Source organism: Acidisoma silvae (genome assembly GCF_020618775.1).
In the GTDB taxonomy this organism is placed as follows: Bacteria; Pseudomonadota; Alphaproteobacteria; order Acetobacterales; family Acetobacteraceae; genus Acidisoma; species Acidisoma silvae.
In genome coordinates, this window is sequence record NZ_JAESVB010000038.1 from 1 (window position 1) to 12,168 (window position 12,168).

Below are 12,168 nucleotides of genomic sequence, written 5' to 3' on the forward strand. Positions count from 1 at the left end.
CCAAGCAGCGCCACAGTCTAATTAGCAGGATTTTCTTTTGTTATATCGGCGATAGTCAGCGTCACGTCGGATTGCTGACAAATCTGGCGATTCTCTGACGTTACAGCGCTATCAGTAATGATTTCATCAAGCTCTGCGATATCGCCGACGGTGCAGAAGGACGGGAGACGAAATTTTGTACTGTCAGCGACAAGGATAGCGCAGCGGCTTGACTTGAGCATGATCTTTTTTGCATCCGCTCCTTCAACGGAGGTTTCCGTCAAAAGATTTCCCGTGATCGAATGAATTCCTAAAAAGCAAAGATCGACATGGAGTGTGCTGAGGAATTCGCTGCCGGGCGAACCAAAGAGCGACGCTGTGCCGGACCGCAAGGTTCCACCCGGAAGGATAAGCTTTATATAAGGGAAGGGTGCGCAGATCGACGCAATTTCCAAACTGTTTGTCACCACAGTTACGCCAATCCCACGGGCGACGACGTGCCGCATAACCTCCGACACCGTTGTGCTGCTGTCGCACAGGATGCTGTCTCCTGCCGAGACTCTCAGTGCCGCAATCGCTCCGATTGCCTGTTTCTGACGCCAGGCTAGATGCGCGTTAAGACTGGAGTCGGTATCAAAAGTGGTTGGCTCGTTCTGACGTAAAAGAACGCCACCATGCGTTTTTTCAAGATACCCGTCCTCGACAAGCAGCTCCAGGTCCCGCCGGATGGTGGAGAGTGACGCGTGAAGCCCGTCTGCAAGCTCCCGCATGGTGGCAGCCCCCCGTTCCCGCACAAAATCCAGCACTTGTGCGCGCCTTTGGGCCGGCAATGTTTCGACACGCTTCGCGCGGTGATCTGCCACAGCGCTTCCTCCCATTGTCCGACCGCGCCCCCCAAGGCCCGGATGACCGTTGGTGGCGCGATAGGCCAAACCTGTCAATGGCGAACTTTGGAATAAAATGAATAAATATGATTGACTCTGAAATTTTATGACGCCATTCTTTACCTCATAATAAGGATTGGCGTCGGCGACGACGCTTCAGGGAACCGGTTCAGCTTTTGATGACTCGCCATAAGGTCAATACCCCAAACCGCCGTGACGCTCTTGAAAGATTGGGCGCAATACACAATGTCGACGTGCTCATTGTCGGTGCTGGCATCAACGGTGCCGGTTCTTTCAGAGACTTATGCCTCAATGGGGTGACGTGCCTGATTGTCGACCGGGAGGATTTCGGTGCAGGCGCGACCAATGCATCCAGCCGCATCGCGCATGGCGGACTTCGTTACTTGGAAACAGGGCAGCTGCGCCTCGTGGCGGAAGCGACTTTGGAGCGAAATCGATTGCTCCAAAATGCACCACATTACGTCAAACCACTTTTAATAACGATCCCGTCCTTCTCTCGTTTTGGCGGGGTGCTTGCTTCCGTGGGCAAGCTGTTTGGCAAGGCTAGGTCGATGCCGACGCGCGGCGTCGCGCTGGTGAAGACAGGGCTGGTGATCTATGACTGGCTTGGCCGCAAGCAACGCTCGCTGCCCTTTCACCGCGTCGATGGCCGGCGCAGTGCCCTGGCGATCCTGCCGGATATCAATCCCAGCATTGCCGGTATTTCATCCTATTACGATGCCCGTATCACGCATACCGAGCGTCTCGCCTTTGAACTTATTGAGGCAGGGCTTGCTGCCAATCCAGCGTCTCTTGCAATCAATCACGTTGCACTCTGCGGTTTCCGCGGCGGTCGCGTTCTATTGCGTGATGACTGTGAGGGAACCGAGTTTACGGTTCACCCGAAGATCGTTGTCAATGCGGGTGGCGCCTGGATCGACGATGTGAACAGCCTGATGGGTCAGCGGGATCATCTGATCGGCGGCACCAAGGGATCCCATGTCATGGTCGAAAATGAGACGCTCCGCCAAGCTATGGGCGGGCGCGCCTTCTCCTTTGACGATGGCGACGGACGCATGTGCGTCGCCTACGAGGCTTTCGGCCTCGTCATGCTTGGCACCAGCGACATCCGTGTCGCGCACGCCGATGACGCAACATGTTCAAACGAGGAAATTGCGTATTTTCTCGATAAAATCCGCATTGTCTTTCCAAAGATTGAGGTTAAGCGTGACGAAGTAAAATACGCTTTCGTGGGGGTCCGGCCATTGCCGCAAGCACCGGCTGGCGCCACCGTCAATATTAGCCGTGATCATTCTTTCAAACGGCACGATCCGACGACGGACCGGCCTTTTCCCATCTTGTCGCTTATCGGTGGAAAATGGACCACCTTCCGAGCCTTTTCCGAGCAGACAGCAGACCGCGTGCTGGCTGAGTTGAAACGGCATCGCACGCGATCCACCGCGGCCTTGCCGATCGGTGGCGGCCGAGATTATCCGCGCGGCCCGGGCGAACCGCAGGCCTGGATTGAGCGGGAGGCGCGGGCGGCTGGTATGGAAACCGGTCGGATGCGTGTTCTGTTCGAGCGCTATGGCACGACGGCGCGGATCGTTGCGCCGTTTTGCTGCCAGGCGGGCGGGGAGGCGCCTCTGTTGGGCGCTACGGACTACAGCGAGGGCGAAATCCGCTATCTTTTGCAGCGGGAAATGGCCGTCAGCGTGCTGGATGTGGTGACGCGCCGCACGACCCTGGCGCTGGAAGGTGCGTTGAGCTTGCCTTTGCTGCGGCAATTGGCCCGGATCATCCTGGAGGAGAGCGGCGTGCAGGATCCGTCGCCTGCGGTGATCGACGGTATCGTGGTGCCCGCCCTGGCCTATTTCACTGGCCGCAATGCCGTCTACAGCCTTGTCGGTGCGGGCGAGACGGCCACTCTCTCAGGTCAGGCTTGATGACCGGCATGGCGACCCTTGCCGCCAATCTCTTCCTCGGCATCGATGTTGGCGGATCCGTGGTCAAGGCAGCCGTCTTTTCCGATCGCGGACAGGAGATTGCCTGCGGCCGCTTTCCACTTGGCACCGTCAGTACAGCCCCGGGACGCAATGAGCGCGATCTGGAAGGCATCTGGACGGCCGTCTGCACCGCAATCCGCCAAGTTATTGATCGGGTGCCGGGTGGCGCGCATCGCATTGCCGCCATCGCCTGCGTCGGTCACGGCAATGGTCTCTATCTCCTGGATCGGACCCTGCGCCAGGTGCGCCCCGGCATCGTCTCCTCGGATACGCGCGGCGATGCTTTGCTGGACGAGATGGCCCAGCATTCTGCTGCCCGCGCGATTACGCAAAGACGCGGACAGCGTTTCGGCGGCTCGGAACCGGCGTTGCTGATGCATTGGCTCGATCAGCACGAACCTGACGCCCGCGACCGCACGGCGCATGTTCTGTTCTGCAAGGACTACATCCGGTTTCGCCTGACCAATACGCTCGGCACCGATCTTTTCGATGCCACGGGGGCTGGCTTGGTCGTGCGAGGAACCCAAAGCTGGGATGAGGCGTCGCTCCTGGCACTTGAGCTTGGCCCTTGGGCGGCAAAGCTCCCGCCCATTCAAAACAGCTTCGATATCGCCGGCACGGTAACGCCAGACTGCGCCGCGGCCACCGGCCTGCGCGTCGGCACGCCCGTGGCGGTTGGCACGATGGATCTTGAAGCCGTGACCTTCGCCATGGGCAGTATCGATCCTAACCATTTCGCGATCGCCAGTGGCACGTGGAATCTCGGCATGGTCATCGTCGATACGTTCCGCAGTGTGGAACAGCCGCTGATGCAGTCGCGCTGTCATGGTGATCGTGCAACGCTGATTTCCGCAGGCAGCCCAACGGGCGTCGGCAATGTCAGCTGGCTGCTAGGGGAGGTCTTCGGGCAGGCGCAGCCGGATTGGCCGGAGATTGAACGTCAATTGGCCCAGGCCAGGCCGGAGCGGGCAGGGCCGATCTATCTTCCACAAATCAATGGTCAGGCCGGCCGGCCGCAGGCAGGCTTTATGGGTGTGACCGGCATGACAAGCCGCCACGACCTCATGACGGCCGTCTACCAATCCGCAGCCTTTATCCATCGCCAGAGTCGGGCCGAGATCGAGCGGCTGACAACCAACCGGCTCAGTCTTGCCAAACTCTCGGGTGCTGCCGCTAAAAGCCCGGTCTGGAGCCAGATCATCGCCGATGTTCTGGCTATGCCAGTGGAAACCAGCGCGGGGTCCGAGGAAGGCGCGCTTGGTTGTGCCATCGTCGCAGCCATCGCTTGTGGCCGCTTTCCATCCTTGGCATCGGCGGTTGCTGCCATGACCAGGCCCGAGAAGCGGTTCGAGCCTCGTGCAGAATTTCTGGATCATTTTGAATATCGTTTTACACGGTTTCAGAAGCTTCAGGAGGCCTTGGCGCCCTGGTGGGCGTCTTAAAACAAGCAAAAATAATGGGGAGGAAGAGCTTAATGAAAAACTTAATAAAAAGCGGCACAAGCCTGACGATGATTGCGACCGCCGTCGCCTTCATGGCGTCGCCGGCCTTCGCGTCTGATGCCGATGTCAGCGCCTGCGTGGGCAAGGTTCCGACGCTCAATATTCTGTCGGAGCCCACGACAAGCATTCAATACATGAACAGCGTGAGCAGCGAATTCGAGAAGAAGTGGGGCACCAAGCTCAGCTTCTCCAATTTCGGCGAGAATGACCGGCGCGCCAAATCGCGCCTGGATGCCTCGCAGGGTACCGGCGCTTACCAGATCTACGCCGTAGACGAAGCGAATGTCGCTGAATTTGCCTCCAACGGCTGGATTTTGCCATTGCAGCAGGCGATGACCCCGGAGCAGTGGAAGGCCTTTGACTGGGATGACTTCCTGGCGGGCCGCCGGGCGGTCGCGACCTATGACGGCAAGCCGTATTTTGCGCCCTATCAGGGCGGCGGCGATCTGATGATGTATCGGAAGGATATTCTGGCCGCGCATCACCTGAACCCGCCCACGACCGTCGAAGACTATGTCAAGGATGTCGCGCTGCTCAATGATCCGAGCCACGGCGTCTATGGCACGGCGCTGCGCGGCAAGCGCGGTTCCGGCATGAATGTATGGCGCTGGCAGCCCTTTTTTATTGCCGATGGCGGGCAATGGGTGGCGGACGGCAAACCCGATTTTGATTCGGCGGCCGGCGTGAAGGCGACCGATACCTATCTGGAATTGATGAAGTACTCGCCGCCAGGTGGCGCGACTTATGCCTGGAGCGAAGTGATCGAAGGCTTCCGATCCGGCCAGGTTGCGATGATGATCGAAAGCGATGTCTTTGGCCCCTGGGTTGAGGACCCTACCAAGTCGCGCGTGGCCGGCAAGGTCGGCTATGCACCGCCGCCCGAGCCTTTGCCGTCCGCCGGTTTCGCGCACGGTCTTGCCATTTCCGCGAAGGGCAATCCAACCCCCTGCTCGAAGCTGATCGCCTCTCAGTTCCTGATCTGGGCGACGAGCCGGGAAAACGAAATGGGCCGTGTTCAGGCCGGCATCCTGGGCGATCTGGCCCGTACCAGCACGATCGACAGCCAAGCCTATCGTGCGAAAGTCAATCCTGACTACGTCACGGCCTTGCTGGCCACCGCACCTCGCACCCGGCTGCTGATCTGGAACAATCCCAACTGGCCGCGCTTCGGCGATGAACTGGGTCTAACACTTGAAAGCATTTTTACCGGCCAGCAGAAAAACGTGAAGCAGGCCCTACAAAATACGGCATCAGACCTCGAAGATGTTGTGAGCGACTGACCGAGATGGGGGCAGGTGTGTTAAACAAGACAATGCCGGCAACCGTCATAGCGCGGGAAGGGGTGAAATCTGCCACCGCGTCCCGCACGCGCCAGATGCGGCGATTTGCCTTCTGGATGGCCAGTCCCGCCTTCGTGGTTCTGGCTCTGCTCGCCCTGCCCCCGACCTTCGGTGCCTTGTGGCTGGCTTTTCAAAACCGCTCGCTGGAGCGAGCCCACTCGCATTGGGTGGGCTTCGCAAATTTTTATCGGCTATGGCGCGACTACCGTTTTTGGAATGCGCTGGAAATCACGGGTATCTGGGAATTGATCACTGTCCTGGGCGCGATGGTCGTGGCCCTGATACTGGGCATTCTTCTGTTCGAGAAAGTGCGAGGCCGCACGCTGAATTTCGTCTGCCTAGGGTTGCTTTTGCCCATTCTGCTGCCGCGTATCGCAGCCGGACTGATTTGGCGCTTCATGCTGTCGCCGCTGATGGGGGTCATCAACTATCCTTTCCATCTGCTGGGACTGCAACCGATCGCCTTCCTGGATAGCCCTTCGACAGCGCTTTATGCGATCGCCATGGTCGATGTTTGGCAATGGGGGCTGTTTTTTGCCGTCATCCTCGTCAAGGCAATGCAGACCTTGCCCAAATCGCCTATGGAGGCCGCGCATCTCGATGGCGCGCGTGTTTGGCAGTTGCATCTTTTCGTCAACCTGCCGGCGCTGCGCGGCACCCTGATCACCATGCTCTTCGTCAAGGCTGTCGAAAGCCTACGCTCCTTCGACCTGATCTATACGATGACGACGGGTGGCCCCGGTGTCGCCACGGAAACGCTCGATCTCTATGCCTATCAGGCAGGTATCGGCATTTCCGGCCGCATCTCCTATGCCGCTGCAATGAGCGTGCTGCTTATGTTGACGACAACCATCATCTTCTCTCTGACTTGGAAGAAGACGCGCAAATGGCGGTGAAAATTCGCACGGCTGCCTCGGTTGCGATTGCCGCCCCCTTACTGTTCGTGGCTCTTTTTCCGGTCATTTGGGCGTTTCTCAGCTCGCTCAAGAACCTGCGCGATATCGTGTCACCGGTCCCTATTCTGATTTTCAAGCCGACTCTTGCCAACTTCGCCACGGTCTTGAATACGCCAGCGGTGCAATTGGGCCTGACCAATAGTGTGGTCATCGTCGGGTCGGCGGTCATAATCGGCGTTCTGTTCGGCTGGCCGGCGGCCTATGCGGTGTCGCGCATGAAAGGACGCATCAAGGAAGAATATCAGTTCTTCGTTCTGTCCATCCGTTTCATGCCGCCTGTCGCGGTCGCCATTCCTTTCATGGCGCTGTATATGAATTTAGGCATTAACGACACCCGTCTTTCCTTGGTGCTGACCTATAGTCTGATTACGATCTCGACGATCATCTGGATGTCGATCCCTGGCTTTGAAGGCGTGCCCGCCGAAATACAGGAAGCGGCGGAGTTGGACGGCTGTTCGCCGTTGCGCGTTTTTCTGCGCGTGGCTTTGCCCTATGCCCTGCCGTCTCTGGTCGGCGGCCTGCTGTTCACCTTCGTTATCGTCTGGAATGAGTTGCTGATCGCCCTGGTGCTGACAGCCAAAAACGTCACTCTGCCGGTGGTGGCCTCCAGCTTTAGCACGCTCGGCATGGAAGTGCCGTGGGGCGTCATCAACGCCTCCGCGATGCTTTTATGTGTACCGCCGCTGATTTTCATCGTCATGCTGATGAATTTTCTTAATCGGTTCTTTAAGGCGAAGGACATTCTCTGACCGCCTCTTCCTGGCGGTCGGGTTCACACGTGATTTGGAGCAGGTTTTTGACACACCGTTTTGACAGCAAAATCGCCCGCATCCGGCAAGGACAATATCGACCCGCCGACTTCATGATCGCCGACGCCAAGGACGGCGACATGAGCGGCGGCATCCTGGCGACGGGTCTGGATTACCAAGCCGGCAAAGTGCCGCAACGTCGCTCGCGGCAGAGATTCATCACGCATATCGGCGATATCATCCGGCAGGATAATGTGGATATCATGCTGGTCTCGGCTTCCAATCTTGAATTGTTGCAGGAAGCCGACGCCTTCGCCGGAACAGGGGTCAAGCCTGCCATTCGCGCGAATGACACCACGGATTGCTGGGGCGCGATACGCCATAGTGGCTACCGAAACACCGCGTCTCACCCTTTCCGTTCGGCATCGGTGAAGCGCCAGATGGCCGCGCTCACGTCAGGCAAGGGCACGGAGCTTGGGCTTTATTCCATTACCTTCAACAATGATCTTGGCTTTGACATGCAAAGCCTGGACGCTTTTGCCGAATTCCGGCGCGATGCGGCGGCTTGCGGTTTCAAGTATTTCTACGAAGTCTTCAATCCGAATATCGAGACGGGCCTGACGCCGGACGCTTTAGGCCAGTTCATGAACGATGCGATCCTGCGGTCGTTGGCCGGGTTGACCCGTGCGGAAAGACCAGAATTTCTAAAGATCGTCTATAACGGGCCGGCCGCGCTTGAAGAACTGGCGTCCTTTGATTCGGAACTTGTCGTCGGCGTGCTGGGCGGGGGGGCAGGGACAACCCGCGACACCTTTGAACTGATCTGGCAGGCAGAACGCTATGGCGCGCGTCTTGCGCTGTTCGGGCGCAAAATCAATCTTGCCGAAGATCCTCTTACCCTCATCGGTCTGATGCGGGACGTGGTGGAACAGCGCGTCACCCCGAAAGACGCGGTCCGGGCCTACCACGATAAACTTAGCGCCCGCGGCATTGTGCCGGCACGCAGCTTGGAGACGGATCTGACGGTGACAGAGGATGTGCTGAAATCAGCCGCTTCGGTCTAGATGCATCAAATCGCCGGGATAACTGGCCGGGTGTGGTTTTCTATCCCGCCTGCCTTGGCTTATACATGTAAAAAAACGCCTTGAGGGGAGACAAAGCATGGAATACCGGCAGCTTGGCCGATCCGGCCTGAAAATCTCGACAATCACCATGGGAACGATGACCTTCGGGGGCGTTGGCTGGGCCCAGACGGTCGGCGATCTTGGGGTAAATGAAGCGCGCCGGCTGGTCGATCTCTGCCTTGATGCGGGCGTCAACCTGATCGACACGGCGGATGCCTATTCGCAAGGACTTTGCGAGGAAATTCTGGGCGAGATCATCGGCGGTCCGCGTAAAAGGGGGGTTCTGATCGCCACCAAGGCGCGCTTCCCGATGGGCGACGGGCCTAACCAAGCCGGCTTGTCCCGCCAGCATCTGGTGGCTGCTTGCGAAGCCAGTTTGCGGCGCATGAAAACCGATGTCATCGACCTGTATCAGGTTCATGAATGGGATGGTCTTACCCCGCTGGAGGAGACCATGGAGGCATTGGACACGCTCATCCGTCAAGGCAAAATCCGCTATATCGGCTGTTCCAATTTCTCAGGTTGGCACATCATGAAAGCCCTAGGCGTCTCGGAACGTGAACGCTACCAGCGGTTCGTCAGTCAGCAGATCCATTACACGCTGGAAGCGCGAGATGCCGAGAACGAACTCATTCCGATCAGTATCGATCAAGGCTTGGGCATTCTGGTCTGGAGTCCGCTTGCCGGCGGCCTGCTCTCTGGCAAGCATCGTCGCAATCAGAAAACCCCCGAAGGCACGCGCCAATTCGCCGGATGGACCGAGCCGCCGATCCGCGACGAGGATCGGCTTTGGACGATCGTCGATGCGCTTGTTGAGGTGGCTGACGGTCGTGGCGTATCGGCGGCCCAGGTGGCGCTGGCCTGGCTGCTCGGTCGTCCCGGCATAACCTCCGTGGTGGCAGGCGGACGTAACGAAGCCCAGTTTAAGGACAATCTCGCGGCGGCGTCGTTAAAACTGAGCGACGAAGAAAAAATTAAACTGGACAAGGTAAGCCTACCCTGGCTGCAATATCCATATTGGCATCAAAGAAATACCGCCAGTGATCGCCTGAGTAAAGCTGACCTGTCTCTGCTCGCACCTCACATCGTGACATTGCCAGACCCGGCCAATCTTTGAAACATAGGGAACGAGCGCTGTTGGGGAAGGAGGCTGCCGTCCACTGCTGGCTTGTGACCGGTATTCATGCCAGTTACGCGACTTGTGAGGAAAGCAAATGGCTAGGGCGACAACCTCGTCTTCCGTCAGACCACCTAAGCGCGTCACTTTTGGGCGCGACGCATAGGATCAGGATTGTCTTCAGATCACTTGCGACGCGCACGAATGACGCCTCTTCACCTGGAGCGATCTAAAGTAGGGGGTGAGTACTTCTAAAGTAGAGGAAACAATCTAGTTTCCTGTATTGGCTATGGTATGGGCGCATCACCCTGACAAAAAGCAAATGGCGCCAGGGATTTTTGCTTAAAATGATAGGTCGCATGCCATAAGACGGGCAAATGCGCGATAAATCCAGTTATTCCCTCTCTTCTGACGCTGACGCTATGTTCCGACTATTGGTGCAAAGCGTCACTGACTATGCGATTTATATGTTGGCGCCTGATGGGACTGTTATCAGCTGGAATGCTGGCGCCGAGCGTGCAAAAGGCTATAGCGCAGCTGAGATTGTCGGACAGAATTTCTCAAACTTTTATACGGCGGTCGATCGCGCAGGGGGGTTACCTCAGCGTGCTTTAGGGATTGCCTTGTCGGACGGGAAATTTGAGGGACAGGGTTGGCGTATAAAAAAGAATGGATCCCGCTTCTGGGCAACCGTAGTTATTGAGTCAGTCTATAGCGAATCCGGCCAGCTTATCGGCTTTGCGAAAGTTACACGCGATCTGTCTGAGCATAAACGCAAAGCTGATGAGCTTCGCGAAACCAAGGATAGTTTGGACCTGGCATTGGGCAATATGTCTCAAGGACTGATCCTATTTTCTGGTCAAGAGCAGGTGGTACTATCCAATGCCCGTATGGCGGAATTGCTTGGCCTTCCCAACGAACGACTAAAGCGTGGGGTCAGGATCGCTGAGATTCTTCATGATCTATATTCGGCTCTGGACCTCACACCCGGTGAAATTCAGATCGAGGTGCAACATACGATCGGCCAATTCCGAGCCATGACTGCTAGCGGGAAGGGCGGCCAAACCGAGCTGAAATGGGGTGGTCGTTCCTGTGTGTTGAATCACAGTGCAAAAACGGAGGACGGTAGTTGGGTAACGACTGTAGAGGACGTCACTGAGCGCCGTGTTATCGAGGACCGCATATCGCATCTCGCGCATCATGATGCATTGACTGATTTACCTAATCGGATGTCTTTTCGGAATAGGCTAGAATCTTTAATCGCAGAGGCGTCTGGTGGCAAGGTCACCGTTCTCTATATCGATCTTGACCGATTCAAACCGGTTAATGACACATTTGGGCATACGGTCGGTGACGCTGCCCTCAAGATCGTGAGTAAACGAATGCAAGCTCAATTACGTCGCCGCGACATCGTAGCTCGTTTAGGGGGAGACGAATTCGCAATTTTGCTCTTTGATAATGCAAGTCTGGAGGATGTCCGGGTATTGGCAAGTCGTTTGTTGCGAGAACTTAGTCGGGTGATCTGTATCGGCGATTTTCAGATATCTCTTGGGGCTAGCATTGGGATTGCGATGGCATCTGCAGGTGAGACCGACCCAGACATATTGCTGCGCAACGCTGACCTTGCCTTGTACCGGGCGAAAGCCTCGGGGCGAGGCCATTACCGCTTCTACGAGCCGGGGATGGAGCTTGTCATGCAGCAGCGCCAGGATCTGGAACACGATCTGAGGTATGCGATTTATAACAACGAATTTTCGATCGAATATCAGCCAATCGTTTCAAGTAAATCGAATCGTCTAAGCAGTATTGAAGCATTGCTCCGGTGGAACAACGCAAGGCGGGGAAATGTGCCGCCCGCCGATTTTATCCCTTTTGCTGAAGAAATTGGGCTTATGCCTCAGATCGGAGACTGGGTTCTGAGGACCGCCTGTAGGGAAGCTCTTAATTGGCCAGATCACATCGTCGTTTCTATCAATCTGTCGCCAACACAATTTTCTCTCCCGAATTTTGTGCAAAGCGTTACAGATTCTTTGATCGAGGTCGGATTTCCACCAAATAGGCTCGAGTTGGAGATTACCGAAACGGCCATGATTAGAGACATCGCGGCTGCTGGTTCAACGCTTAGTCGAATCCGAGCCCTTGGAATCCTGGTCGCCCTTGATGATTTTGGTACAGGATATTCTTCGCTGAGTTTGCTGCGCACGATGCCATTTACGCGAATAAAGATCGATCGAAGCTTCGTTCAGGATCTTGATCGAAGAGCCGACGCCTCGACAATTATTCAAGCCGTCGTGAGCATGGGTATGGGCATTGGCGTGGCAGTCACGGCCGAGGGAGTCGAAACGGAAGGCCAAGCAGAAACCTTAACTAATCTTGGCTGCGACAATCTTCAGGGCTATTTGTTTAGTCGTCCTCTGCAACGCACACATCTTTCCGAATGGATCAAGAATAATTCCTTGTCGCATGCCGGTCAAAAGGAGGGATTTCTAAAGAATTCCCATCAAGCCATGA

General features: G+C 56.6%; 10 protein-coding genes. 8 read left to right on the forward strand and 2 right to left on the reverse strand.

The window, feature by feature from the left end; genetic code table 11:
* Nucleotides 1-17: 17 nt before the first annotated feature.
* Nucleotides 18-857 carry a DeoR/GlpR family DNA-binding transcription regulator gene (locus ASILVAE211_RS25105; RefSeq protein WP_227324117.1) on the reverse strand — a complete coding sequence of 280 codons (840 nt, stop codon included), beginning with the start codon at nucleotides 855-857 and terminating at the stop codon, nucleotides 18-20.
* A gap of 185 nt (nucleotides 858-1,042) precedes the next feature.
* Here ASILVAE211_RS25105 and ASILVAE211_RS25110 point away from each other — a divergent pair, with 185 nt between their 5' ends.
* The 5 genes from ASILVAE211_RS25110 to ASILVAE211_RS25130 all read left to right on the forward strand — a co-directional run bounded on the left by ASILVAE211_RS25110 (nucleotide 1,043) and on the right by ASILVAE211_RS25130 (nucleotide 7,416).
* Nucleotides 1,043-2,809 carry a glycerol-3-phosphate dehydrogenase/oxidase gene (locus ASILVAE211_RS25110; protein ID WP_227324108.1) on the forward strand — a complete coding sequence of 589 codons (1,767 nt, stop codon included), beginning with the start codon at nucleotides 1,043-1,045 and terminating at the stop codon, nucleotides 2,807-2,809.
* Nucleotides 2,809-4,311 (forward strand): FGGY-family carbohydrate kinase, encoded by a 1,503-nt coding sequence (locus ASILVAE211_RS25115; RefSeq protein ID WP_227324109.1) that lies wholly within the window; start codon nucleotides 2,809-2,811, stop codon nucleotides 4,309-4,311. The genes ASILVAE211_RS25110 and ASILVAE211_RS25115 overlap by 1 nt, the downstream gene beginning before the upstream one ends.
* 32 nt (nucleotides 4,312-4,343) lie before the next feature.
* Complete coding sequence (locus ASILVAE211_RS25120) at nucleotides 4,344-5,651, forward strand: extracellular solute-binding protein (RefSeq protein ID WP_227324110.1); 1,308 nt, start codon at nucleotides 4,344-4,346, stop codon at nucleotides 5,649-5,651.
* A 62-nt stretch (nucleotides 5,652-5,713) separates the two neighbouring features.
* The gene (locus tag ASILVAE211_RS25125) at nucleotides 5,714-6,607 is read left to right on the forward strand and encodes a carbohydrate ABC transporter permease (protein ID WP_227324111.1); all 894 of its coding nucleotides are present in this window, start codon (nucleotides 5,714-5,716) and stop codon (nucleotides 6,605-6,607) included.
* The gene (locus ASILVAE211_RS25130; protein ID WP_227324112.1) at nucleotides 6,580-7,416 is read left to right on the forward strand and encodes a carbohydrate ABC transporter permease; all 837 of its coding nucleotides are present in this window, start codon (nucleotides 6,580-6,582) and stop codon (nucleotides 7,414-7,416) included. Before ASILVAE211_RS25125 ends, ASILVAE211_RS25130 begins: the two co-directional genes overlap by 28 nt.
* 23 nt (nucleotides 7,417-7,439) lie before the next feature.
* On the opposite strand, the gene ASILVAE211_RS25135 is transcribed toward ASILVAE211_RS25130, so the two are convergent.
* Nucleotides 7,440-7,799, reverse strand: a complete 360-nt coding sequence (locus tag ASILVAE211_RS25135) for a hypothetical protein (protein WP_227324113.1) — start codon at nucleotides 7,797-7,799, stop codon at nucleotides 7,440-7,442.
* A 57-nt stretch (nucleotides 7,800-7,856) separates the two neighbouring features.
* On the opposite strand from ASILVAE211_RS25135, the gene ASILVAE211_RS25140 reads away from it, so the two are divergent.
* The 3 genes from ASILVAE211_RS25140 to ASILVAE211_RS25150 all read left to right on the forward strand — a co-directional run.
* Complete coding sequence (locus ASILVAE211_RS25140) at nucleotides 7,857-8,480, forward strand: hypothetical protein (RefSeq protein ID WP_227324114.1); 624 nt, start codon at nucleotides 7,857-7,859, stop codon at nucleotides 8,478-8,480.
* 97 nt (nucleotides 8,481-8,577) lie between these two features.
* Entirely contained in the window at nucleotides 8,578-9,657 is a 1,080-nt protein-coding gene (locus tag ASILVAE211_RS25145; RefSeq protein WP_227324115.1) for an aldo/keto reductase, read from the forward strand.
* Between the two features lie 377 nt (nucleotides 9,658-10,034).
* Nucleotides 10,035-12,168 (forward strand): putative bifunctional diguanylate cyclase/phosphodiesterase (locus ASILVAE211_RS25150; protein WP_227324116.1); only part of this gene is annotated, 2,134 nt, incomplete at its 3' end.